We start from the raw sequence: 23172 nt of genomic DNA on the forward strand, positions 1-23172 counted from the left end.
CTCCAGTTGTCGGCGTGGTCGATCTGGCACATCGCGGCGGGCAGGGGGCAGCCGTCGATCCAGCAGGTGGCGTAGCGGGCGAAGATCGCCCGCCGTTGGGCGGGGGTGGCCAGGCGCACCTTGCGGCCCATGTCGAGCACCTGCCCGTCGGCGTCCATCACCAGGCGCACCAGGGCGCTGGTGCGGGCCAGGCGGTGCACGCCGGAGACCGGCAGCACCTGCCCGGTCGCCAGCAACAACCCCGGCACCGCACCCAGCGTCCCCGCCGTCCCCAGCAGCGCCCCCGGCAGCGCCTCCTGTGACGCCTCCGCTGCCGATCCCTGTGACGCCCCCGGTGCCGTCTCCGGTGGTGCTCCCTGTGCCGCCCCCTGTGACGCTGCCCCCTGTGCCGTCCCCGGTGCCGTCCCTGCCGACAGTCCCCCCGTCAGGCTCCCTGGTGGCGTTCCCGGTGTTCCCGGCGCTGTTCCCCGTGGCCTTGCCGGCTCTGGGCCCAGCACGCCCGGCAGCGTTCCCGGTGTCCCCGGTGTCCCCGGTGTCCCCGCCGCTCCGGACGAGCACCGCGCCTGGCCGCCGCACGCGCTCCGGCCATCTGCCGCGTCGTGCTGAGCACAGCCCGGCTCCACGCAGCCCGGCCCCTCGCGGCCCTGCTCCACGCAGCCCGGCCCCTCACAGCCTGGCCTCTCACAGCCTGGCTCATGGTGGCCCGGCTCATCGTGGCCCGGCTCATGGCGGCAGTGCCCACAGCGCAGGTCGCCGTGGTCCCCAGGCGTGCCCTGCCCATGCCGCCAGTCCCCCGCAGGCCAATGCCCGGCGTGGGCGTGACGCGCAGCGGCGTCCTCGGGAGGAGGGTCGGGCGACTGCCACTCATCCGGCCGTCGCTCCCGTGACTGCGGCTTCAGTGACTGCGACTTCCCCGACGGTGACGCCTTCGGGTGCGGCTCCCCCGCCTGTGGCTCCCTCGGCTGCGCCCCCTTCGACTGTGCCTCCTCCGGCTGCGCGCCGGTTGGCTGCCAGTGCCCGGCAGGAGGCTGGTCGCCACGCCCGTTATCGGGGTCGGCGGCGCTTCCGGTGTCGCGGGGGTCGCTGGCACTGGTGTCGCCGGGGGCGCTGGTGTCGGGGTCGCTGGTGTCGTCGGCTTGGGTGCTGTCGGCGGGGGTGGCGTCCTCGGGGTCGGCGGGGAGGGATTCGGCGTTGACCAGCACCAGAAGCTCGGTGGCGATCTTCTGCTCCAGCAGCGCGATCAGCGCGTCGGCCTGGCGGACCTGCAACGAACGGTCATCCCCCTCGGCCTTGGGTTTGGCATAGGCGTCCAACAGGGCACGCAGCCGGGCGGCCGCCTCACGGGGCAGGTAGAACTCCCCCTCCAGCCCACCGCCCTTGCCGGGGCGGACCCTCAAAAACCGCCGCCCGTAATCGGCCTGCTCATCGCGTTCCTCCCCATCCGGGTCCAGCACCGCACGCAGATAACGCCCGGCTTTGGCCACCTCCGCCGGACCCGCCCTGCCCGCCAGCTCCAGCAAAATCGGCTCAACCAACCCGGCCTGCTCATCAGTCAACTGCGCGGTGGCGGTGCAGATCGCCTCCACCACCCCCGCGGACAGTCTCCCGGCGGCGAACGCCTCCCGCACCCCCGGCAGACGGGCCAGCTCCACCCCCAGGGTCAGCAGGCGCCCCGCCCCCGCCACACTCATCCCCCCGGCCGTACGCAGCCAACTACGAGTGGAGGCATGCCCATGCTGCCTGGCCTGCCCCGCCCGATGCACCCGCCCCACCCGCTCAGCCAACGCACACGAGATCCGATCCCGCGCGAACATCAACTCCTCAGCCTCACCCAGACAGACGTCCACATCCTCCGGCACCGCCGCCAACGCCAGCGCCTGCGCCGACTCACGAAGAGAACCCACCAGCACCCACGACGACCGGCTCCGGCGATCACCCGCGCCAGCGGAATCCGCAGCGTCACCCCCAGCAGCACCGTCAGCAGCACCGCCGTCATCGGCCGCGTCGTCTCCAGCAGCACTGTCGGCAGTGGCACTACCAGACCCGGCACTACCAGACCCGGCATTGGCTGAATCGTCGCGTGGACTCTGCGAGCCCTCCATTCCAACGATCGGAAAAACACCAATGGCACATTCGTCGCGGGCGAGCGAACCCTCGGACGACCACAAAGGGGAATCGGCGATCAACCGGTCCCACCAGTCGCCGTCGGCATTATTCGAACGACGAGGGTGCTCGGCATCCGACCCGAACAGATCCATCACACCCCCTCAAGCCATTCGAAAACCTGTATGAATTATTTCATGGCCTCATCACCACAACAACCACACAGCTCGATTTGTTGGAGTTACAGATGGCGGCGATTCTCGACAATTACGGAACCTTGCGGACAATTGATATTCAGCCCGAGATTCGTGAAGGGCGCTGTCGCCTATAGTCACCAGACAATCCGCCCAAAAAGCGTCCCGGCGGGTGGCCTCCGCTCAGGCGGTCGCGTGGCGGGGTTTGACGAGTCCGTGGTCGTGGGCGAGGGCGACAGCCTGTGTGCGACTGGACAAGGTTCAACTTCGCCATCACACGGTTGATGTGCGTCTTCACGGCGTCTCGGCCACCGGCAGGCGCTCGCGATCTCCCAGTTGAGGCTCGCCTCCGGGGCCTGCAGCCGACTGTCGGCCCAGGAGGCGAGCACGAGCACGCGGACGACCAGTGCCTGCCCCAGCGCGGACCACCGGGCGACGAAGTACAGCGCGAGCAGCGACGCGACGATGTCGGTGCCGCAGCGGTATCCGCGCAGGTGGTAGACGGCCGGCATCGAGGCGGAGACCACCAGCACGGAGACCACCAGCACGGTGACAGCAGCACAGTGACAGCAGCACGGAGACCACCAGCACGGAGACAGCAGCACAGTGACAGCAGCACAGTGACAGGAACGCGGCGGCGCTGGTACGACAGCGGTTGCAGGAGCGCCCGGAGATATCGCACGACGACGCCTGCTCAGCCGTCCCCCGGCAGCGCCCCGTCACGTCCATGCCGTGCCCGCCCGCCGGAGGGGCGCGGGCGGGCACGGGCGGGCACGGGCGGGGGGACGCGTCCGCGCGCCTACTTGGCCTTGTTCTTGTTGTAGACGTCGAAGGCCACGGCCAGCATGAGCACGCCGCCCTTGATGGCCTGCTGCCAGTCGACGCCGAGGCCGAGCAGGGACATGCCGTTGTTCATGACGCCCATCACCAAGCCGCCGACGATGGCGCCGACGACGCTGCCCACGCCGCCTGAGGCGGAGGCGCCGCCGATGAACGCCGCCGCGATCGCGTCGAGCTCGAAGTTGGTGCCCGCCTTGGGGGTGGCCGCGTTGAGCCGGGCGGCGAACATCAGCCCGGCGAGGGCGGCCAGCACGCCCATGTTGACGAAGACCAGGAACTTCGTCTTCTTCGTCGCGATGCCCGACAACGCGGCCGCGCGCTCGTTGCCGCCGACCGCGTAGATGTGGCGGCCCATCACCGTGCTCGTCGTGACGAACGAGTAGCCGACGGTCAGCACGATCACCACGAGGCCCACGACCGGCAGCCCCTGATAGACCGCCAGCACCCAGGTGAACGCCCCGATCACGACGACGATGGCGACGGCCTTGAGCGCGAACCACCGCAGGGCGGGCACGCTGAGGCCGTACTCCCGCCGCCGTGCGCGCGAGCGCCAGTCGTTCCACACGATCAGCGCCGCCCCGGCGAGGCCGAGCAGGATGGTCACCAGGTGCAGGTCGCCTGCGCCGAACTCGGGCACGAAGCCCGACCCCAGCTGCCGGAACCCGGTGGGGAACGGCGCGATGGACTGTCCCTGCAGCACGACCATGCTGAGCCCGCGGAACAGCAGCATGCCGCCGAGCGTGACGATGAACGAGGGGATGCGGGCGTACGCCACCCAGAAGCCCTGGAAGGCGCCGATCAGCCCGCCGGTGGCGAGCGCGGCGAGCACGACCACCGGCCACGGCAGGCCCCAGTTCACGATCGCCACCCCGGTGACCGCGCCGACGAAGGCCGCCACCGAGCCGACCGACAGGTCGATCTCCCTGTTGATGATCACCAGCATCATGCCGATGGCCAGTACGAGCACGTAGCCGTTCTGCATGATCAGGTTGGTGACGTTGAGCGGCTTGAGCAGGATGCCGTCGGTCAGGATCTCGAACAGCACAACGATGACGACCAGCGCGGCGATCATTCCGTACTGCCGCAGGTTCCCCCGCAGGCGCAGACCGGCCTGCCCACCGGAGGACGCGGGGGCGGTCGCCGGGCGGTCCACGAGGGTCATCGGGCCACCGCCGGGGTGTTGGTCATCAGCCTCATGACGGCCTCCTGTGTCGCTTCCCGCCGCTCGAGCTCACCGGTGATCCGCCCCTGGCTCATCACGTAGATCCGGTCGCACATGCCGAGGAGCTCGGGCAGCTCCGAGGAGATCAGCAGCACGCCCTTACCCTCGGCGGCGAGCCGCTGGATGATGGAGTAGATCTCGTACTTCGCGCCCACGTCGATGCCGCGCGTGGGCTCGTCGAGGATGAGCACGTCGGGGTCGGTGTACATCCACTTGCTCAGCACGACCTTCTGCTGGTTGCCGCCGCTGAGGTTGCCGGTCTTGGCGAACACGCCGGGCGCCTTGATCCGCAGCCGGTCGACGAACCCCTCGGCGTCGGCCACCTCCCTGTGCAGGTCGATGACCGACCGCCGCGCCACCCGGTGCAGGTTCGCCAGCGTGACGTTGCGCCGGATGTCCTCCTCCAGCAGCAGGCCGAGCTCCTTGCGGTCCTCGGTGACGTACGCCAGGCCGGCCGCGATGGCGTCGCCGACGGTCGCCAGGTGCAGCTCGCGGCCCTCCTTGCGGACGGTGCCGCTGATCCGCGCGCCGTACGAGCGGCCGAAGACGCTCATCGCCAGTTCGGTGCGGCCGGCGCCCATGAGCCCGGCCACGCCGACGATCTCACCGCGCCGTACGGTGAGACTCGCGTCGCGGACGACCTGCCGGTCGGGCACCGTGGGGTGGAAGACGTTCCACCCCACGATCTCGAACAGCACCTCGCCGATCTCCGGGGTGCGGGGCGGGTAGCGGTGGTCGAGGTCCCGCCCCACCATGCCCCTGATGACGCGGTCCTCGTCCACCCCGTCGGCGACCGTGAGCGTCTCGATCGTCCGGCCGTCCCGCAGGATCGTGATCGCGTCGGCCACTGCCATCACCTCGTTCAGCTTGTGCGAGATGAGGATCGAGGTGATGCCGTGGTCGCGCAGGTCCCGCAGGAGCTGCAGCAGGTTCTCGCTGTCGGCCTCGTTGAGCGCGGCGGTCGGCTCGTCGAGGATGAGCAGCTTCACGTCCTTCGCCAGCGCCTTGGCGATCTCGACGAGCTGCTGCTTGCCCACGCCGAGACCGCTCACCGGCGTGTCCGGGTCCTCGCGCAGGCCGACCTTCTCCAGCAGGCGCACGGTCTCGACCGACGTGGCGTGCCAGTCGATGACGCCGCGCCGTGACCGCTCGTTGCCGAGGAAGACGTTCTCCGCGATGGACATGCCGGGCACCAGCGCCAGCTCCTGGTGGATGATGACGATGCCGGCGGCCTCGCTGTGCCGCAGTCCTCTGAACGCGCAGGGCCGGTCGTCGAGGAGGATCTCCCCCTCGTAGGTCCCGTGCGGGTAGACCCCGCTGAGCACCTTCATCAGCGTGGACTTCCCGGCGCCGTTCTCTCCCACGAGGGCGTGGACGGTGCCGCGCTCGACGTCGAAGTTCACGTCGTCGAGCGCGCGGACACCGGGAAACTCCTTGATGATCCCCCGCATGCGGAGGATGTGGTCGGGCATCCCAGCCCCTTTCACAACCAGCGGCTCAGCTGCTGAGCTGTGCCTCGGTGTAGTAGCCGCCGTCGACCAGCACCTGCTTGTAGTTGTCCTTGTCGACCGACACGGGCTTCAGCAGGTAGGACGGCACCGTCTTGACGCCGTTGTTGTAGCTGTCGGTGTTGTTGACCTCGGGCTTCTTGCCCTGCACGACGGCGTCGGCCATCGAGGCCGCCACCTTGGCCAGCTCGCGGGTGTCCTTGTAGACGGTCTGCGTCTGCTCGCCCGCGATGATCGACTTCACCGAGGCCAGCTCGGCGTCCTGCCCGGTGATGATCGGCAGCGGCTTGCCCGCCGAGCCGTACCCGACGCTCTTGAGCGCGGAGATGATCCCGATGCTGATCCCGTCGTACGGCGAGAGCACGGCGTCGATCTTCTCCGAGGTGTAGTTGGCGCTCAGCAGGTTGTCCATGCGGGCCTGGGCGGTGGCGCCGTCCCAGCGCAGCGTCGCGACCTGCTCCATCTTCGTCTGCCCGCTGCGCACGACCAGCTTGCCGGAGTCCAGGTACGGCTTGAGCACCGACATGGCGCCGTTGAAGAAGAAGACGGTGTTGTTGTCGTCGGGGGAGCCGGCGAACAGCTCGATGTTGAACGGCCCCTTGCCGTCCTTGAGGCCGAGCTTGTCCTCGATGTAGCTCGCCTGCTGCACGCCGACCTGGAAGTTGTCGAACGTGGCGTAGTAGTCCACGTTGGGGGTCTTCATCAGCAGCCGGTCGTAGGCGATGACGGGGATCTTCTGGTCGGCCGCCTGCTGCAGCACGTCGGTGAGGGCGGCGCCGTCCACGGCCGCGACGACGAGCACCTTCACACCCTTGGTGATCATGTTCTCGACCTGGGAGACCTGGGTCTCCACCACGTCCTCGGCGTACTGCAGGTCGGTGTCGTAGCCCAGCGCCTTGAACTGCTGGACCATGTTGTCGCCGTCCTTGACCCACCGTTCGGACGACTTGGTGGGCATCGCGATGCCCACCGTTCCCTTGTCCCCGCCTGCGGTCGAGTCGCCGCCGTTACCAGAACTGCCGCAGCCGGCCGCCAGCAGCAGGCACAACGCCCCCACCAGCGCACCCATGAGTCTGCGCATGAGACAATCTCCTTTGGAATGGTTGTTCCGCGCGTCCCGCCGGGGGCCTAGACCGGCGGGACGCGGCTTTCCGCCCGGCTCTGCGGCCGGGCGGAAGCTTTTCTAGGGGCTCACGCCGGTGCTCTCCCTCACCACGAGTTCGGGCTCCACCATGCGCCTCGCCTCGCCTTCCGCGCCGGCGATGCGGTCCAGCAGGAGCTGGAACGCCTGCCGGCCGACCTCGCCGAAGTTCTGCCGTACGGTCGTCAGCGGCGGCCAGAAGTAGGCCGCCTCGGGGACGTCGTCGAACCCGACGACGCTCACGTCCTCGGGCACCCGCCGGCCCGTCTCCCGCAGGGCCCGCAGCACGCCCATCGCCATGTGGTCGTTGGCCACGAAGATCGCCGTCACATCGGGCTCACGGGCGAGCCGCTTGCCGATCTCGTAGCCGGAGTGGGCGGTCCAGTCGCCGACCAGCGGCTCGGGAACCTCCCTGCCCTCCGCCTCCAGCACCGAACGCCAGCCGTCCACCCGGCCGTTCGCGTCGATCCAGTTGGGCGGCCCGGACACATGCCACACGGTGCGGTGACCGAGGCTGAGCAGGTGGCGGGTGGCGCGGGCGGCGCCGGTGAACTGGTCCACCGCCGCCACCGGCACCGGCAGGTCCGTTCCCCCGCCGACGTCGACCACCGGGAGGCCCGGAGGAAGGTTCCGCAGCCCCTCGGCGGCCGACTCGTGCGGCGCGACGACGATGACCCCGTCCACGGACTGGGACCGCAGGCGGTCGATTCCCCGGGTGATCCAGCTGCGGTTGAGCGCGGGCAGGCTGGCGATGCTGACCAGGTAGTCGCTGTCCCTGGCCGCCTGCTCGATGCCGAAAAGCGTGGAGGCCGGGCCGTACAGGGTGGTGTCGAAGCACACGACCCCCAGCACGCCCGAGCGGCCGGTCACCAGGACCCGCGCCGCCGAATTGGGCCGGTAGTCGAGCTCGCGGACCGCCGCGAGGACGCGCGCCCGGGTCTCCGGGCGCACCTTCTCCGGGGCGTTCAGCACTCTCGACACCGTCATCGCCGACACTCCTGCCAGCTCCGCGACGTCTTCCATGACCGCCGCCTTCGGGCGTTCGGCCGGGCTCTCTCCAGGCCGGACCTTTGTCATCCGCCGCGTCCCCGCTCGTATCGATCAGGTTTCCTGAGTGTTTGCGATAACAGCGAGCCGTGTCAATACTGACGTGATCACTGTTGCGTCACGAGCCCAGTGAGGAACGTTCCGCCTGGTGACCGCGTATACACACCGCCCAGAAGATGGTATCGCTAACAGCTCCCATTCCCTTGACGTGACAGGGCCGGCGGGCGGGCGGTGGAGAGACGATCACTGTCACGCGGGCACGGTAACGTGTCGTACGGCTCGCCGCATCACCATTCAGGCACTTTCGGGGGTGCCGGTGCGCGCGGCCGGAGCCGGAAGGCTTAGTCTTGCATCGTGGCAGCCCGAGGCGAGGTCAGGTCGCCTCGGGCTGTCCGCTTCAGGAAGCCGAGGATGCGCGACCAGGCGTCGGCGCAGGCCTCGGCCAGCTCCGGGCGGCCCAGCTCGAAGAAGCTGTGCGGCGCTCCCGGATAGGTGACGAACTCGTGCGCGACGCCCGCGCCTTCCAGCGCCTCGCCGAACGCGCGCACCACCTCGGGGGAGATGCCCTCGTCCGCGCCGCCGAACAACCCCAGGATCGGCCCGCGCAGCTCGCCCGCCATCTGGGTGGGGCCGGGTTTGCCGAGCAGCACGTCCGGATATCCGTACAGGCCGATGGTGCCGGCGAGCCCGAAGGCGGGCAGGGCCGTCATGAACGCGAGCCTGCCGCCGAAGCAGAAGCCGAGCGAGACGACCTCCTCGCCCCCCTCGGCCCGTAGGTGCGCGGCGCCGGCGGCGATGTCGGCGAACAGCGTGTCCTTGTGCGCCCTGCCCAGGTGCTCCATGAACGGGAAGTCGCTGCCGGAGCGCGGATCGGTCCCGGCCGTACGCCCGAAATAGTCGATGGCGAGCGCGGTGTGCCCCTGCTCGGCGAGCCGTTCTGTGAGGCGCTCGTAGAATCCCGACAGTCCCCGGTTGTCCGGCAGGACGAGCACCGCCGGACCGGACGGGCGGCCGGGGCGGGACACAAAGGCCGCGAACCTCGCCCCGTCGGCCGAGGTCAGCACGAGGCGCTCGGATGTGACGGTCGTGACCGGAGAACCGTAGACAGGCGGCACGGCGTCGGGTTCGTAACACACGGGCGATGTCCCTTTCACTGAACTCATTGGGTACGCCCGTGAGGCTATAAGACAGATTTCACATCATATCAGAGCAAAATAAATTTTTGATCTCTCGCATATAACAAGCCCGTCTCCCGATCGGCGGGAGACGGGCCTCGATGCCTGGATCAGATCACCGGACCGGGCGTGTCACGCGGCGGCACCGGGCCGGTGCCGGGGGCGGGAGCCGTGCCGGGAGCGGGCGGAATCGGGCCGGGGCCGGGCGGCGGCAGCGGCGTCTCGCGCGGATAGTCGGGGTTCACGGTCCGGGGCGGCATCGGCTCACCGATGTCGTATCCCGTTCCGGAGCCGCCGGTGCCCGTGCCGCCCTGCTGGTGCGGGCCGGGCACGTCGCCGCGCCAGCCGCCGGTCTCGCCGCCGCGCGACTCGATGAAGGTCTTGAAACGCTCCAGGTCGCCCTTGACCCGCATGCGGACGATCTGCAGGGCGTCCGCGGCCTTCTCCAGGAAGCCCTCGGGGTCGTACTCCATCTGCAGCGTGACGCGGGTCGTGTTGTCGTCGATCCGATGGAAGGTGACGACGCCCGCCTGCCGCGGCGTGTCCACCGAGCGCCAGGCCACTCGCTCGTCGGGGTGCTGCTCGGTGATCTCCGCCTCGAACTCGCGGCGGACGCCCGCGATCTCGACGACCCAGTCGGTGCGCGTGTCGCCGATCTGCTTGACCGACTCCACGCCCTCCATGAACTCCGGGAAGCTCTCGAACTGCGTCCACTGGTTGTACGCGGTGCGGATCGGGACATTCACATCGACGGACTGTTCGATCGAGCTCATGCCTCCTCCTTCTCTCGTGGGCTTGTGCAGTACGCCTGCCCTGAGAGGAGGACGTAAACCCAGGTGCGCGGCCTCAGCGGGAGGCCGACCTGCGGCGCTTCTCGTGGCGTCCGGCCGGACGGGCCAGGCGCGGCCGGCCCGCGTTGCCCCCGTCGCCCGACCGCGCCCGCCGCGCCTTCTCGGCCGACCTGCGCACCCGTCCCGCGACGAGGTCGCGCACCCCCCGCGAGACGTGGTCGTCCCGCCGCCCACCGGGCACGGACGGAGTCTCGTCTTCCAGGGTGCGGTCGGCCGCCGCGTACCAGCCGGTGACCACCTGTACGGCGAGCGCGGCGAACAGCAGCCCGAACGGCAGCGCCCACCCGCCGCTCACCTGGTGGAGCAGGCCGAACGTGATCGGTCCGGCGCCCGCGATGAGATATCCGGCGCTCTGCCCGAAGGCGGACAGCGCGGCGGTGCCCGCCGCCGTGCGGGTCCGCATGGCCAGCATCGCCAGCGCGAGCGGGAACGTGCCCCCGCCGACGGCCACGAGGAGCGACCACGCCCACAGCGCCTGCCCGGTGAGCAGGCCCGCGAAGCCGGCCGCGTACAGGACGGCGAAGGCGATCACCAGCGGGCGCTGGCCGGACAGCCGGGTCGCGAGCGCCGGCACCGCCATGGAGACGGGGATCCCGAGCCCGGTGAACACGGCGAGGACCAGGCCGGCCTGGCCCGCCGTGTAGCCGTTGTCCCGCAGCAGCAGCGGCAGCCAGCCGAACATCACGTACGCGATGAGCGACTGCGAGCCGAAGTATCCGGCCACGGCCCAGGCGAGCCTGCTGCGCAGGAGGCCGTCGGCTCCGGCCCTCGCGGATGTGTCGCGCCGCTCCGGCTCACCGCGCCTGAGCGCGAGCCACGGAATCGCGGCCACGGCGGCCAGCGCCGCCCACACCCCGAGTGCCACGTGCCAGTTGCCTCCCGCGGCCTGCTGCACGGGAACGGTCGCCGCGGCGGCGACCATCGTCCCGGCCGCGAGGGCCGTCGAGTAGACGGTGGTCATCGCACCCGCCCGCCGCGGGAAGTGCCTCTTGATCAGCGCGGGGATGACGACGTTGCCGACCGCGCCGCCCGCCAGCGCGACCGCGCTGGCCGCCATGAACGGCACGGCCGAGTCGACGAGGGAGCGCACCGCCTGCCCCATCGCGAGCAGGACGATCGCGGCCAGCAGCAGCCTGTGCTCCCCCATCCTGCGGGACATGGCCGGCGTCAGGGCGCCGAACAGGGCGAAGCTCATCACCGGCAGCGTGGTGAGGAGCCCCGTCATCGCCCCCGACATGCCCAGTCCCGCGCTCACCTCGTCGAGGACGGTCCCCACGCTCGTCACCGCGGTGCGCAGGTTCAGCGCGGCGAGGGCGATGCCCCCGGCGATCAGCCATGCCATCGATCCGCCTTGTGCTCTCCATGGTGCTCGGAGCACGCCCCTCCGCGTCCCGACGGCACTCATCGCCGCAACATCTCCCCTCATCCAGTCATCCTACGATTGACACCATACCAAAGCCCTCATAGCTCTCTTTTGTTCCAGCTTCGGAGAACTCGTTACGAACGCCGGACGCCGCGCAGCAGCCACAGCAGGCCGATCACGGGCAGCACGAGCGGCACGAAGCCGTACCCGCTGCCGTACCCCGACCACACGGTGGCCTCCGGGAACGCGGCGGAGTCCGCCAGGCTCAGCGTGCCGACGACCAGCACCCCGGCCAGCTCGACCAGGCAGGCAGCCACCGCGACGCGCCGGGCGCCCCGGGCCAGCGCCACCGTGAGCACGATGTAGACCACTCCGGCGAACGCCGACAGCACGTACGCCAGCGGCGCCTCGGCGAACCGCGTGGCGATCTGCACGGCGGCGCGGGAGGTCGCGGCCAGCGCGAAGATCCCGTACACGGCCACGAGCACGCGTCCCGGCCCTGTGCTGGAAGGGGCGCTCATGCGCCCGCGTTCCAGATCTGCAGCAGCCGCCCGGTCATGACGGCCACGGTGAAGGCGGCCACGGCGATGACCCCAGGTCCCCAGCGCGTACGCTCCGCCCTGCCCCACCACATGGCGGCGGGCGGGATCACCACGGTGCCCGCCAGGTAGCCGATGAACGTCGCCTTCTCCACCACGTGGCCGAGCCCGGCGAGGGCGAAGCCCGCCTGCGCGAGCACGGCGAGCTCCAGCAGTCCCAGCCCGGCCAGCAGCACCGGCCCCATCGGCCGGTCCCGTACGGCGGTGACGACACCGACGAGCGCCAGCAGCAGGGCGGCGCCGATCAGCCAGCCCGAGTAGGCGCCGTTCATGCCGCGCTCGGGGCGGGGATCGCAGACATGGCCAGTAGGGTATCGGCCCGCACGCCCGCCCCGCCGCACGCCCTCCTAGCTCTGCCGGGTCTCGGCGAGCAGCAGGTCGACCGCGTCCTCCGGCTTCCCGTTGACCGCGTACGCCCCCCGCTGGCGCGAGGCGGAGCTGCCCCGGCGCAACGCGGCGTCGGCGAGCTCCGAGACGATCTCCCAGTCGCCCAGCTCCTCAAGGGTCGGCCGCAGCTCCTCCAGCATCCAGGCGATGATCCGCGGGGCCGGCGCCGGCCGGCTCGTCACCGGCGACAGCAGGTCGCCCTCCAGCCCGTCACGGGCCGCCCGCCAGTTGGCCGCCCGCAGCAGCGCGAGACGCTGCTCGCCGGCCGGCGGCTCGCCCCGCTCCACGGCCTCCGTCTCCCTGGTCATGAGGGCGCGGAAGAGCCCCGCCAGCAGCACCACGTCGTCCGCGAGCGGGCAGGAGTCGCAGACGCGCATCTCCACCGTCGGCACATGGGCGCTGAGCCGGATGTCGAAGTAGACCATGCCCCGGTCCTCGATGACGCCGGAGGCGACCAGGTCCTCGGCCGTCCTGTCGTACTCGCCGGCGTCGGCGAACGGGCCGAGCGGGCCTGCCGTCGGCCAGCGCTGCCAGCTCAGCGCCCGGCTGCTGGCATAGCCGCTGTCCTCGTCCATCCAGTACGGCGAGCTGGCGCTGAGCGCGAGCAACGGGGGAAGCCACGCCTCCACGCGCTGCGCGGCGAGCACCGCCACGTCCCTGTCGTCGATCTCCACGTGCACCTGCGCCCCGCAGATGAGCTGCTCCTGGGCGAGGAACCGGTAGGACTCCGACAGGTAGCGGTAGCGCTCCCCCGGGGTGAACGTGTAGCCCTCGATGCCGGTGATCGGGGTGGTGCCGGCGGCGATCACGCCCACCCCCAGCGGCTCACCGGCCGACACGAGCGCTTGGCGCAGCCGCACGATCTCGGCCCGTACGTCGCCCAGGTCCTCCATCGGGGTGCTGTTGGTCTCCACCACCGACCGCTGCAGTTCGGCCGCGAACCCCTCGTCCGGCAGCCGCTCCAGCATCGACTCCGCCAGCGGCGTCAGCCGCCGGGTCTCGAGATCGACGACAAGGAACTCCTCTTCAACGCCGACAGGCCGTCTCTTCGTCATGACCGACCACTACCCCGGTGGTGCGGAACAGGCCTCACCTGGCCCGTCGCGTTGAGCAAAGTCGGAGCGCACCGAACTTTTTCCATGGATGATGGCTCTTATCGGTGGGGGCCCGACATTTCCACTACGGGGAAGGATTCGACATGCCGGTCGACCTGTCCAACGGCAAGCCACTCGCATGGGATTCGGCGAAGCTCGACGCCGACACCAAGGCCATGCTCGACAACCTGCAGCCGAACATCCTGCAGGCGCACGTGAGGGAAAGCATGTCCCTGCTGCTCGTGCACTTCGGCGACGGCCCGGACGGCAGGCGCTTCCTGCGCTCCCTCGTGCCGCTGATGAAATCGGCCAGGAAGCACCTGGAGGAGGTCCGCGACTTCAACCGCTCGAAGAAAGCCGGCACGCCGTACGTGGGCGTCGGTATCAGCAAAATCGGCTATCTGAAACTGGGCGAATCCACCACCAAATTCACCGACAACGCGTTCAAGTCGGGGATGAAGCGGCGCAAGGACACGTTGAGCGACCCGGCGGTCGGCTCCTGGGAGAAGCACTACCAGGAGGAGATCCATGCGATCGTGCTGATCGGCGACGCCACGCCGGAGCCGGTCGCCACCACCCGCGAGCGCGTCCTCGCGCTGCTGCCGAAGACCGCGAAGATCGTCGGTGAGGAGAAGGGCGAGGGCCTGCGCGACGCCCAGGGCCGGGGCATCGAGCACTTCGGCTACGTGGACGGCCGCAGCCAGCCGCTGTTCCTCGCAGACCAGGTGGCCGCCGAGTCCGGCACCAACTGGAACCCCTTCTTCCCGCTGAGCCACGTGCTCGTCCCCGACCCCCTCGCTCCCCACCCGAGCCGGCACTTCGGCAGCTACCTCGTCCTGCGCAAGCTGGAACAGAACGTCCGCGCGTTCCGCGAGGCCGAGGAGGCCCTCGCCGACGCGCTCGGCCTGAAGGGAGACGACCGGCCGCTCGCGGGCGCGATGCTGGTGGGCCGGTTCCGCAACGGCACCCCGCTGCGGCTGCACGGCAAGCCGAGCTCCGAGGGCCACCCGGTGCAGAACGACTTCAGCTACCGCGACGACCCCGGGTCCAAGTGCCCGGTGAGCTCGCACATCCGCAAGGCCAACCCCCGGGACTCTCGGGACGGCGGCCTGGAGCGCACGCTCGGCGTCATGATGGCCCGGCGCGGCCAGACGTACGGCAGGCGCACCGACAAGCCGTGGGACGACGCGCCCGCGACGACCCGGCCGACCGGCGGCGTGGGCCTGCTGTTCATGGCGTTCAACTCCAGCCTGCAGGGCCAGTTCGAGTTCACCCAGCAGACCTGGGCCGACAACGCCGACTTCCCGGCCGGGGGCACCGGCCACGACCCCGTGATCGGCCAGGGCAAGCGGGATGTCAAGGTGCGCTATCCGAAGGCGTGGGGCAGCACGAAGCTCAGCGGCCCCCAGCACCAGGTGCCCCAGACCGTGACGATGAAGGGCGGCGAGTACTTTTTCATGCCCTCGCTCGCCTACCTCAAGAGCCTGTGATCCTCCGACGCCCGCGTCAGGCGCGCGAGCGGCCGACGTAGACGTTGCGGGCCCGGTAGTAGGTGCTCCCGCTCGGGCCCGGGGAGCCGGACGAGCCCTCCATCTGCAGATTGATGATCAGCCACATCGGCTTGCCGACGAAGCCACGGGCGTGGTGGACGGCCTTCCACTGGCCGTCGATGTAGTAGTGGATGTCCACGTCCGTGGCGCTCACCTTGGTGATCCACGCGCGGTAGGTGTGCCAGGAGCCGGGCGACGACACGCCCACGACCGTGCTGTCCACGTCGGACGAGGTGCGGAACGTGTTGAACCAGTTGCGGCCGTCGCCCTTGAACTCCAGGATGTCGCTTTCCGGCGGCCAGCTGTTGACGCCGGTCAGCCAGAAGGCCGGCCAGGTCCCCCGGGCCGACGGCGCCTGGAAGTCGCCCTTGACCTCCCAGTTGGGGAACTGGTCGTTCACCACGACCTGATCGCGGGCGTGGATGGCGCCGGAGTGGTAGTGGATGGCCGGGTGCGGGTTCGCGGTGCTGGTCCCCTCGTCCCAGGTGATCCTGGTGGCCGTCAGCGTCAGCACCCCGCCGGACAGCGAGATGTGGTTGTGGTCACTGGACGAGCCGTACATCCGGGCGGAGCCGTTGTGGTCGGACCCCCACGGATACAGGTAGTTCCACTCCGACTCCAGAGCGGAGTAGCTGGAGAACGACCCGGTGTCGACGACCGTCTCCCACGCCGCCGCCTGCGCCGGGGTGACGGCGGTGACGGCGGTGACGGTCGAGCCCGCCACGGCGGCCGCGAGGAGGAGAGCACTGTGACGTCTCATGCCGGTTGTCCAATCGCAGGGGATCCAGGCATCCGACGACGAGAGTCAGGCAGCGGTTGGAGGCGAGTCAACGTCCGCGTCCCGGCCCTGAGTGGGACCGCAGGTCATGCGAGAGACGAGCGTGAAAGTTCCAGCCGTGGTGGGTGGAGCTATGGGGACTCGAACCCCAGACCCCCTCCATGCCATGGAGGTGCGCTACCAGCTGCGCTATAGCCCCTTGCCACCGCCCCGGGTGCTCCCGGCGCGGCGCTCGGAGAGCATATAGGTATGCCCTTCCGTTTACCTAATCGTCACCGGCCACACACGTCTCAGCCGTCGGCGGTGGCGGCGGGGCTGTCGTCGCTGCTGATCGGCTCCGGGAGCGTGCCCGCGTTGTGCTCCAGCAGGCGCCAGCCGCGGCGGCCCTCCTCCAGCACCGACCACGAGCAGTTGCCCAGGCTGCCGAGCGCCGACCACAGCTCCTGCGGCAGCCCGAGCAGCCGGCAGATGCCGAGCCGCAGCGCGGCGCCGTGCGAGGCGACGACCAGCAGGCCGTCCTCGTCGAGGCGGGACGCCCAGCGCCCGATCGCCTCGGCGACGCGGTCGGCGACGTGCGCCACGTCCTCGCCGCCGGGGGCCTCCCACGCCTCGTACTCGACCGGCCAGCCCGCCCTGATCTCGTCGCGGGTCAGACCCTCCCACTCGCCGCCGCCGCGCTCACGCAGGTCCTTGTCCACGGCGACGTCGAGGCCGGTGAGCCGGCCGAGGGCCGCGGCGGTGTCGTACGCGCGCCGCAGGTCCGAGGAGACGAGCATGGTCGGCCGCAGGGCCGCGAGCAGGGAGGCCGCCCGGGCCGCCTGCGCGACGCCGGTCTCGTCCAATGCGATGTCGGTGTGTCCCTGGAAGCGCTTCTCGACGTTCCACAGCGTCTGCCCGTGCCGCAGGCAGACGAGGCGACGGCTCATCGCGCCGCCCCGATGATGGCGTTCGTCACCGGGCCGCTCCGTGCCCGCGCTGGGCGGCGACCCGTTTGACGCTCTCCGGCAGCTCGATGGACGGGCAGTCCTTCCACAGGCGCTCCAGCGCGTAGAAGTTGCGGTCCTCCTCGTGCTGCACGTGCACCACGATGTCGAGGTAGTCGAGCAGGACCCAGCGGCCCTCCCGCTCGCCCTCACGGCGTACGGGCTTGGCGTCGGCCTCCACGCGCAGACGCTCCTCAATCTCGTCGACTACCGCGCGGACCTGCCGGTCGTTGGACGCGGAGCAGAGGAGGAAGGCGTCGGTGATGACGAGCTGTTCGCTCACGTCGTAGGCGATGATGTCGTCGGCCAGCTTCTCGGCGGCGGCCTCGGCCGCCACCCGCACGAGCTGGATCGATCTCTCGGATGCTGTCACGATTCGGTTCTGTCCTCCGTTGACGGGCTCTTCCAGGGTGCACAATCCGCGTGCCCCCTACAACCGGCTTTCCCGGGGAGACCCTACCGGCACACCTTGTCGTTTCCGGAGTTATGCCCGGGATCGGGAGTTCAACGTCCTTCCGGGTCCGTGGATTCCGTCAAAGGGAAGGCCGCGACGGTGGCGCCGACCTGGATCGTGCCGGGCGTACGGGGGGCCGCCGCGCCGTCGTGGAGGTCGACGATCGCGGCGAGGATCCTGCCGCGGACGTCGTGCCACAGCTCGGGCTCGACCCACAGCTCGGCGTCGGCCGTCACCCCCTCCTCGCCCGCGCGCCGCCGCCCGGCCCGCTCGCGCAGCGACCGCGCCAGCGCCTCGGCGAGCAGCGGGAAGCCGTCCCGCTGCTCGGTCAGCGGCGTGCCCCTCACCGCCCGGTAACGGCGTTCCCGGCCGCCGCGGCGGACCCGTACGTCGGCCAGCTCGGCCAGCCCGGCGTCGTCCAGGCAGCGCAGGTGGTGGCTGGCGAGGGCGTGCGAGATGCCCAGCTCGCGGGACAGCTCGGCCGCCGACATGGGCGCGCCCCACATGAGCGAGATCATGCGCAGCCGCACCGGATGCGCGAGCGCCCTCAGCCTGGGATCCGCCTCCGCCATGGCGGCAAGTAAACACCACCACAACCCCCAAGCATTGACTTGGGGGTCGGCTGCCGCGATGATCGTGCGGCATGAGAGCCGCCCTCGCCGACCGCAACGCGCGCCGTTATCTGAGCGCCGTCGTGGTCTCCGGTTTCGGCACCATGGCCATGTCCCTGGTCGCGGGCATCTGGGTGAAGTCGCTGACCGGCTCCGACAGCCTCGCCGCCCTCACCGCCTTCTGCTTCTGGGCGCCGACGGCGGCCGGACCAGTGCTCGGCGCGGTGGCCGACGTCCTCGGCCCACGGCCCGTGCTCGTCTGGACCAACGTCGTGATGGGCGCGGCGCTCTGCCTGCTCTTCCTGGTCCGCTCCCCCGCGCAGGTCTGGCTGCTGTTCGCGGTGCTCCTGCTGTACGGCGTGAGCTTCGTCGTGCTCGACGCGGCGGAGGCGGCCGTCCTGCCCGCGGCCGTGCCGGAGGCGCTGCTGGCCGAGGTCAACGGGCTGCGCATGAGCGCGTCGGAGGGCACCCGCCTCGCCGCGCCCCTGCTGGGCGCAGGGCTGTTCACCGCCGCGGGCGGCGACGCGGTGGTCGCGCTCGACGCGGCCACCTTCGCGGCCGGCGCCTGGCTGCTCGGCACACTGCGCCTGCCGGCCGCCTCCGCACGGCGCGCCCGCGCGACGCGCGGGTGGGCGGCCCGGACGGCGGAGGGGGCGCGCTTCCTGTTCCGCGACCCGCTCCTGCGCCGCCTCGTGCTGTCCGGGGCGGCGCTGATGCTGGTCTCCGGCGTCAACGGGGCGGCCGTCTTCGCCGTGGTCGACCACGGCCTGCACCGGGAGCCGGGCTTCACCGGCGTGCTGTCCGCGATCCAGGGCGGCGGCACGGTCCTCGGCGGCCTGATCGCCGGGCCGTTGCTGCGCCGGGCCGGCGAGGCGCGGCTGTCCGCCGCCGGAGGGCTCCTGTTCGCCGCCTCGGTGGCGCTGCGCGCGGCTCCCTGGGAGCCCGTCGTGACGGCGGCGAGCCTGCTGTCGGGGCTGGGGCTGCCCTGGGTGCTGGTCGCCGCCTTCACCGCCGTACAGCGGATCGCGCCCCGCGACCTGCTGGCCACGGTGTCCGCGACCGCCAACACCGCGCTGTTCGTCCCGACCGCTGTGGGGATGGCGCTCGGCGCCGGGCTCCTCGCCCTGACCTCCTACCGTCCGGTGCTGTACGCGGCGGCGTTCGCCGGCGCGCTCGCCGTGGCGTGCGGCCTTCAGTCGGCGGGATCGCGGTAGAGGCCGCGCTTGTTGATGTACTGCACGATGCCGTCGGGGACCAGATACCAGATGGGTTCCCCGGCGGCCACCCGGTCGCGGCACTCGGAGGAGGAGATCGCCAGGGCCGGGATCTCGATCAGGCTGACCTTGCCCGCCGGCAGGCCGGGGTCCTGGAGAGTGTGACCGGGCCGGGTGCAGCCGACGAAGTGCGCGATGGTGAACAGCTCGTCGGCGTCGCGCCAGCTCAGGATCTGCGCGAGCGCGTCGGCGCCGGTGATGAAGTACAGCTCCACGTCCGGTCCGTACGCGGCGGCGATGTCACGCAGCGTGTCGATCGTGTACGTGGGGCCGGGCCGGTCGATGTCCACCCGGCTGACCGAGAAGCGGGGGTTCGACGCGGTGGCGATCACCGTCATCAGGTAACGGTCCTCGGACGAGGACACGGTCTGCTCGGCCTTCTGCCATGGCCGGCCGGTCGGGACGAACACCACCTCGTCCAGGTTGAAGTGGTGGGCCACCTCGCTGGCCGCCACCAGGTGGCCGTGGTGGATCGGGTCGAAGGTCCCGCCCATCACGCCCAGTCGCCGGATCGCCGTCCCGTTTCGCATGGAACGGACGATAACGCCCCTACCGGACCACACCGGAAACCGGCCCTCGGGTGACGGCCCGGGCTCTCCGCCGCGTCCGCGCGCGTCCGGCCCGTGAGACATAGCATGCGGAACATGACCACTCCCGATCGCAATCGCGTGCAGCTGCCCGGCATCAGCTCGCGAGCCTACGAACACCCCGCCGACCGTTCCGCGCTGGTCGCGATGCGTTCGCTCTCCGGATTCGACGCGGTGCTCAAGCGCACGTCCGGCCTGTTCAGCGAGCGCAGGCTCCGTCTGATGTTCCTGGCCTCCGCGGTGCGCACGACCGACACCCAGTTCCGCGCCCTGCACGACATGGGCCGCGACAGCGCCTACATCCTCGACCTGCACCGGATCCCCGAGATCTACGTGCAGCAGGACCCGAAGGCGTACGCGATGGCGATCGGTTTCGACGAGCCGTTCATCATCGTCTCGACGGGGCTGCTCGACCTCATGGACGACGAGGAGCTGCGCTTCGTCATCGGCCACGAGACCTCGCACATCCTGTCGGGCCACGCCGTCTACGGCACGATGCTCGCGATCCTGACCCGCCTGGCCACCCGGGTGGCCTGGATCCCGCTCGGCTACATCGGCCTGCGGGTCATCGTCGCCGCCCTGGAGGAATGGCAGCGCAAGGCGGAGATGTCCGCCGACCGCGGCGGCCTGCTCGCCGGGCAGGACCCCGACGCCGCGCTGCGGGCGCTCATGAAGCTCGCCGGCGGCTCCCGCCTGCACGAGATGAACATCGAGGCGTTCCTCGACCAGGCCAGGGAGTACGACACCGCGGGCGACGTGCGCGACGGCCTGCTCAAGGTCCTCAACATGCTCGGCACGACCCACCCGTTCGCGGTGACCCGCGTCGCCGAACTCGACCGCTGGCGTCGCGGCGGAGAGTACGACCGGATCATCGCCGGCGACTACCCCCGCCGCGAGGACGACGCCAACGCCAGCATCACCGACGAGATCAAGGCGGCGGCCAACTCCTACCGAGAGTCCTGGGCGCAGTCGCAGGACCCGTTCATCGGCGTGCTGCGCGACGTCGCCGAGGGCGCGGTCAACGCCGGCGAGCGCATCTTCAACCGCTTCGCCCGGCGGGAGAACTGAGCCGCGAGAAACCCCTAGAAGAAGAAGGCCACGGCACGCACGGCGGCGGCACAGAGCGCGACGAAGCCGCCCAGAACGGCGAGCGCGCGCAGGCCCTCCCGCCGCAGGCCGGGGATGGCCGCTCCGGCGCGCTCGATCTCCCGGCCGATGATCGCTCCGCTGACGACGCCGAACGCGACGCCGGCGATCGTGACGGGCACCGGCCGAGACCACCACTCGGGCTCCAGGCGTACCCCGGAGCCCACCCACAGCGCCGCGAACCCCGCCGCGGCGGCGGGCAGCCCCGGCCACGCGGCGGCCGACAGCGCCGAACCGGCCAGCGTGAGCGGGAACGCCAGCGCGCGCAGGCAGGCGCGGGCGCGGCCGGGTTTACGGCTCCGCACCAGCCAGTGGCTGGTCCACACGGCCCTGATCACCACCGCGAGGGCCGCCGTGATCGCGAAGGTGGCGAGCGGGTAGACCACCGACGCCACCACGCACGGAACGGCGAGTAGCGCGACCAGAACCAGGGCCGCGTTCCCGGTCGGGATGCCGAGCGCCCCTTCCGGCGCCCCCCGAGGCGCGGCGGCCAGGGCCGTGGCTGCCCTCGCCCGGCGGGGACGTGCGGCGGAGCCGGCGACCGGTTTCGCCGCCGTACGAGCGGGCGCGTCGGCCGCGGCACGCGTGGTGGGCTCGGGGACGGACGGCTCACCCGGAGCGCGGGAGGACTCCCCGGCGACCCGCGCGAGCCGGGACAGGCGGTCGGCCAGCAACGCGGCGGTCGGGCGCCGGGCGGGGTCGCGGTGCAGCGCGGCACGGACGAGCGGCAGCAGAGCGGCCGGCACCCCCACCAGGTCGGCCTTGCCGTTCAGCACCGCGTACATCTGGGACTGGGCGGTCCCCCGGCCGAAGGTCGGCCTCCCGGTGGCGGCGAACGCCACCGTGGCGGCCCAGCCGTGGACGTCGGCCGGTTCCCCCACCGTCTCGTCGGAGAACACCTCGGGGGCGCAGTAGCCGGGTGTGCCGAGGAACGTGCCGGTCAACGTGAGCCGCGTCGCGTCGAGCACCTGGGCGATGCCGAAGTCGATCAGCACCGGCCCGTCCTCGCCCAGCAGGACGTTGGCCGGCTTCACGTCACGATGCACGACCCCGCCCGAATGGATGATCGCCAGGGCCGCCGCGAGGCCCTGCGCCAGCTCGATGAGCCGGGACTCCGGCAGCGGCCCGCCGCGCCGTACGGCGTCAAGGAGGTTCTCCCCCTCGATGTACTCCATGACGAGGTACGGCCGGTCGCCGGACAGGTCGGCGTCGAGCACCTGGGCGACGTACGGGCTCTCGACCCGGCGCAGCGCCCGGACCTCGCGTTCGAGGCGTAATCGGGCGTCGGGGTCGTTCTCGATGGGATCGCGGAGCATCTTCACCGCGACGCGCTCGCCCCGGCGGCCGACGGCGAGGTACACCTCACCCATGCCACCCCGGCCCAGCCGCTCCAGCAGCGCGTAGGGGCCGACCCGCCCGAGACGTCCAGCCATAGGAGCGCCAACCATAGCGGTCCCGTCGCCGGAATCGGCGGAGGCGCGCCGTTCGCATCGCATACAAGCGGATGCCAACCGGCCCACAAGAGCGCCCCGGCAGTCTGTTCACGACGATGCCGGCCGGACCACCGGCCCGCGCTGACCACCGGCGAGACGAAGACAGATGACGATGACTGACTCCTCCGGCGCGATCACCGTCGTGATCGCCGACGATCACCCACTGTTCGTCGAGGGGATCCGGTTCGCCCTGGAGCAGGCGACCGGCCTCTCTGTCGGCGGCACCGCCTGCGACGACCTCGACGCCCTCCGCCTGTGCGTGCGGCTGTCACCGCAGGTGCTGCTGGCCGACCTGGGCATGCTGGGCGCCCTCGGCTCCCTGGGCCGCCGCTGCCCCGCCGTACGGGTGCTCGCGCTGGGCACCGACGACGGCGAGGCGGGCTTCGTGAGCGCGCTGCGCGCCGGCGCGCACGGCTACCTGCTGAAGGGGTCGCGGCCTGCGGAGATCGCGGCGGCGGTCCGGTCCGTGGCGCTCGGGCAGGTGGTCTTCGGCGGCGGGCTGGCGCCCCGGCTCCTGGACCGCCTCACCACGCCGCCGGCCCGCAGCCCGTTCCCCGGCCTCACCCAGCGGGAGCACGAGATCCTGGAGCGGCTGGCCGACGGCAGGTCCAACGCCGAGATCGCCCGCGAGCTGTGCCTGGCGACGAAGACCGTGCGCAACCACGTGAGCAACGTGCTGACGAAGCTGGCCGCGCCCACCCGGGTGGACGCGGCCCTGCGGGCCAGGGACGCGGGCCTCGGCTCACGTCCCGTGCTCACCCGCGTCTGACGG

At 71.0% G+C, this 23172-nt stretch carries 22 protein-coding genes and 1 tRNA gene; 4 read left to right on the forward strand and 19 right to left on the reverse strand.

Annotated features, from left to right (window positions below; genetic code table 11):
- The 12 genes from ABZ857_RS41400 to ABZ857_RS41455 form a co-directional block, all read right to left on the reverse strand.
- The coding region (locus ABZ857_RS41400; RefSeq protein WP_357055508.1) for a DUF222 domain-containing protein at positions 1-1904 on the reverse strand (1904 nt) is incomplete at its 3' end.
- Between the two features lie 530 nt (positions 1905-2434).
- On the reverse strand, positions 2435-2845 hold the full coding sequence (locus tag ABZ857_RS41405) for a hypothetical protein (protein WP_357055510.1): 411 nt from the start codon (positions 2843-2845) through the stop codon (positions 2435-2437).
- Between the two features lie 251 nt (positions 2846-3096).
- Positions 3097-4299 carry a multiple monosaccharide ABC transporter permease gene (mmsB, locus tag ABZ857_RS41410; protein ID WP_357055513.1) on the reverse strand — a complete coding sequence of 401 codons (1203 nt, stop codon included), beginning with the start codon at positions 4297-4299 and terminating at the stop codon, positions 3097-3099.
- On the reverse strand, positions 4296-5831 hold the full coding sequence (gene mmsA / locus ABZ857_RS41415) for a multiple monosaccharide ABC transporter ATP-binding protein (protein ID WP_357055516.1): 1536 nt from the start codon (positions 5829-5831) through the stop codon (positions 4296-4298). The genes mmsB and mmsA overlap by 4 nt, the downstream gene beginning before the upstream one ends.
- 25 nt (positions 5832-5856) lie before the next feature.
- Positions 5857-6948: a multiple monosaccharide ABC transporter substrate-binding protein gene (gene chvE, locus ABZ857_RS41420; RefSeq protein WP_357055519.1), complete on the reverse strand. Its 1092-nt coding sequence runs from the start codon at positions 6946-6948 to the stop codon at positions 5857-5859.
- 102 nt (positions 6949-7050) lie between these two features.
- The gene (locus tag ABZ857_RS41425; protein WP_357055522.1) at positions 7051-8031 is read right to left on the reverse strand and encodes a LacI family DNA-binding transcriptional regulator; all 981 of its coding nucleotides are present in this window, start codon (positions 8029-8031) and stop codon (positions 7051-7053) included.
- Positions 8032-8396: 365 nt separating this feature from the next.
- Entirely contained in the window at positions 8397-9191 is a 795-nt protein-coding gene (locus ABZ857_RS41430) for a dienelactone hydrolase family protein (protein WP_357055525.1), read from the reverse strand.
- Positions 9192-9340: 149 nt separating this feature from the next.
- Complete coding sequence (locus ABZ857_RS41435; RefSeq protein WP_357055528.1) at positions 9341-10003, reverse strand: SRPBCC family protein; 663 nt, start codon at positions 10001-10003, stop codon at positions 9341-9343.
- 73 nt (positions 10004-10076) lie between these two features.
- Entirely contained in the window at positions 10077-11423 is a 1347-nt protein-coding gene (locus ABZ857_RS41440) for an MFS transporter (RefSeq protein ID WP_357055531.1), read from the reverse strand.
- 155 nt (positions 11424-11578) lie between these two features.
- On the reverse strand, positions 11579-11965 hold the full coding sequence (locus tag ABZ857_RS41445; RefSeq protein WP_357055534.1) for a hypothetical protein: 387 nt from the start codon (positions 11963-11965) through the stop codon (positions 11579-11581).
- Entirely contained in the window at positions 11962-12315 is a 354-nt protein-coding gene (locus tag ABZ857_RS41450) for a hypothetical protein (protein ID WP_079320999.1), read from the reverse strand. The genes ABZ857_RS41445 and ABZ857_RS41450 overlap by 4 nt, the downstream gene beginning before the upstream one ends.
- 75 nt (positions 12316-12390) lie before the next feature.
- Positions 12391-13485: a glutamate--cysteine ligase gene (locus ABZ857_RS41455; protein ID WP_357055537.1), complete on the reverse strand. Its 1095-nt coding sequence runs from the start codon at positions 13483-13485 to the stop codon at positions 12391-12393.
- Between the two features lie 143 nt (positions 13486-13628).
- Here ABZ857_RS41455 and ABZ857_RS41460 point away from each other — a divergent pair, with 143 nt between their 5' ends.
- Complete coding sequence (locus ABZ857_RS41460) at positions 13629-15014, forward strand: hypothetical protein (protein WP_357055540.1); 1386 nt, start codon at positions 13629-13631, stop codon at positions 15012-15014.
- A 16-nt stretch (positions 15015-15030) separates the two neighbouring features.
- Here ABZ857_RS41460 and ABZ857_RS41465 read toward each other — a convergent pair whose 3' ends face one another.
- The 5 genes from ABZ857_RS41465 to ABZ857_RS41485 all read right to left on the reverse strand — a co-directional run bounded on the left by ABZ857_RS41465 (position 15031) and on the right by ABZ857_RS41485 (position 17861).
- The gene (locus ABZ857_RS41465; RefSeq protein ID WP_357055543.1) at positions 15031-15834 is read right to left on the reverse strand and encodes a hypothetical protein; all 804 of its coding nucleotides are present in this window, start codon (positions 15832-15834) and stop codon (positions 15031-15033) included.
- A 144-nt stretch (positions 15835-15978) separates the two neighbouring features.
- Positions 15979-16051: transfer RNA gene (locus ABZ857_RS41470), tRNA-Ala, on the reverse strand.
- A 91-nt stretch (positions 16052-16142) separates the two neighbouring features.
- Entirely contained in the window at positions 16143-16778 is a 636-nt protein-coding gene (locus ABZ857_RS41475) for a histidine phosphatase family protein (RefSeq protein WP_357055546.1), read from the reverse strand.
- Between the two features lie 25 nt (positions 16779-16803).
- Positions 16804-17208 (reverse strand): ribosome silencing factor, encoded by a 405-nt coding sequence (gene rsfS / locus ABZ857_RS41480; protein ID WP_357055549.1) that lies wholly within the window; start codon positions 17206-17208, stop codon positions 16804-16806.
- A 131-nt stretch (positions 17209-17339) separates the two neighbouring features.
- Positions 17340-17861, reverse strand: coding sequence for a winged helix-turn-helix domain-containing protein (locus ABZ857_RS41485; RefSeq protein WP_357055552.1), 522 nt, complete (start codon positions 17859-17861; stop codon positions 17340-17342).
- Positions 17862-17932: 71 nt separating this feature from the next.
- On the opposite strand from ABZ857_RS41485, the gene ABZ857_RS41490 reads away from it, so the two are divergent.
- The gene (locus ABZ857_RS41490; RefSeq protein WP_357055555.1) at positions 17933-19114 is read left to right on the forward strand and encodes an MFS transporter; all 1182 of its coding nucleotides are present in this window, start codon (positions 17933-17935) and stop codon (positions 19112-19114) included.
- Here ABZ857_RS41490 and nadD read toward each other — a convergent pair.
- Entirely contained in the window at positions 19093-19704 is a 612-nt protein-coding gene (gene nadD / locus ABZ857_RS41495) for a nicotinate-nucleotide adenylyltransferase (RefSeq protein WP_357055558.1), read from the reverse strand. The genes ABZ857_RS41490 and nadD overlap by 22 nt on opposite strands.
- A gap of 105 nt (positions 19705-19809) precedes the next feature.
- Here nadD and ABZ857_RS41500 point away from each other — a divergent pair, with 105 nt between their 5' ends.
- Complete coding sequence (locus ABZ857_RS41500) at positions 19810-20829, forward strand: M48 family metallopeptidase (RefSeq protein ID WP_357055561.1); 1020 nt, start codon at positions 19810-19812, stop codon at positions 20827-20829.
- 14 nt (positions 20830-20843) lie between these two features.
- On the opposite strand, the gene ABZ857_RS41505 is transcribed toward ABZ857_RS41500, so the two are convergent.
- Entirely contained in the window at positions 20844-22340 is a 1497-nt protein-coding gene (locus ABZ857_RS41505) for a serine/threonine-protein kinase (RefSeq protein ID WP_357055564.1), read from the reverse strand.
- 166 nt (positions 22341-22506) lie between these two features.
- Between ABZ857_RS41505 and ABZ857_RS41510 the strand changes: the two genes are divergently transcribed.
- Positions 22507-23169: a response regulator transcription factor gene (locus tag ABZ857_RS41510; RefSeq protein WP_357055567.1), complete on the forward strand. Its 663-nt coding sequence runs from the start codon at positions 22507-22509 to the stop codon at positions 23167-23169.
- The last annotated feature ends 3 nt before the right edge of the window (positions 23170-23172 follow it).

This window comes from Microbispora sp. NPDC046933 (genome assembly GCF_040644635.1).
In the GTDB taxonomy this organism is placed as follows: Bacteria; Actinomycetota; Actinomycetes; order Streptosporangiales; family Streptosporangiaceae; genus Microbispora.

Bases quoted from the DNA above. Each gene is read 5' to 3' on its own strand.
- ABZ857_RS41450 (WP_079320999.1), bottom strand. From the start codon at position 12,315: ATGAACGGCGCCTACTCGGGCTGGCTGATCGGCGCCGCCCTGCTGCTG.
- ABZ857_RS41440 (WP_357055531.1), bottom strand. From the start codon at position 11,423: ATGGCATGGCTGATCGCCGGGGGCATCGCCCTCGCCGCGCTGAACCTG.
- ABZ857_RS41460 (WP_357055540.1), top strand. From the start codon at position 13,629: ATGCCGGTCGACCTGTCCAACGGCAAGCCACTCGCATGGGATTCGGCG.
- nadD (WP_357055558.1), bottom strand. From the start codon at position 19,704: ATGCGAAACGGGACGGCGATCCGGCGACTGGGCGTGATGGGCGGGACC.
- ABZ857_RS41425 (WP_357055522.1), bottom strand. From the start codon at position 8,031: ATGGAAGACGTCGCGGAGCTGGCAGGAGTGTCGGCGATGACGGTGTCG.
- chvE (WP_357055519.1), bottom strand. From the start codon at position 6,948: ATGCGCAGACTCATGGGTGCGCTGGTGGGGGCGTTGTGCCTGCTGCTG.
- ABZ857_RS41505 (WP_357055564.1), bottom strand. From the start codon at position 22,340: ATGGCTGGACGTCTCGGGCGGGTCGGCCCCTACGCGCTGCTGGAGCGG.
- mmsB (WP_357055513.1), bottom strand. From the start codon at position 4,299: ATGACCCTCGTGGACCGCCCGGCGACCGCCCCCGCGTCCTCCGGTGGG.
- mmsA (WP_357055516.1), bottom strand. From the start codon at position 5,831: ATGCCCGACCACATCCTCCGCATGCGGGGGATCATCAAGGAGTTTCCC.
- ABZ857_RS41435 (WP_357055528.1), bottom strand. From the start codon at position 10,003: ATGAGCTCGATCGAACAGTCCGTCGATGTGAATGTCCCGATCCGCACC.
- ABZ857_RS41455 (WP_357055537.1), bottom strand. From the start codon at position 13,485: ATGACGAAGAGACGGCCTGTCGGCGTTGAAGAGGAGTTCCTTGTCGTC.
- ABZ857_RS41500 (WP_357055561.1), top strand. From the start codon at position 19,810: ATGCGGAACATGACCACTCCCGATCGCAATCGCGTGCAGCTGCCCGGC.
- ABZ857_RS41475 (WP_357055546.1), bottom strand. From the start codon at position 16,778: ATGAGCCGTCGCCTCGTCTGCCTGCGGCACGGGCAGACGCTGTGGAAC.
- ABZ857_RS41465 (WP_357055543.1), bottom strand. From the start codon at position 15,834: ATGAGACGTCACAGTGCTCTCCTCCTCGCGGCCGCCGTGGCGGGCTCG.
- ABZ857_RS41485 (WP_357055552.1), bottom strand. From the start codon at position 17,861: ATGGCGGAGGCGGATCCCAGGCTGAGGGCGCTCGCGCATCCGGTGCGG.
- ABZ857_RS41510 (WP_357055567.1), top strand. From the start codon at position 22,507: ATGACGATGACTGACTCCTCCGGCGCGATCACCGTCGTGATCGCCGAC.
- ABZ857_RS41490 (WP_357055555.1), top strand. From the start codon at position 17,933: ATGAGAGCCGCCCTCGCCGACCGCAACGCGCGCCGTTATCTGAGCGCC.
- ABZ857_RS41445 (WP_357055534.1), bottom strand. From the start codon at position 11,965: ATGAGCGCCCCTTCCAGCACAGGGCCGGGACGCGTGCTCGTGGCCGTG.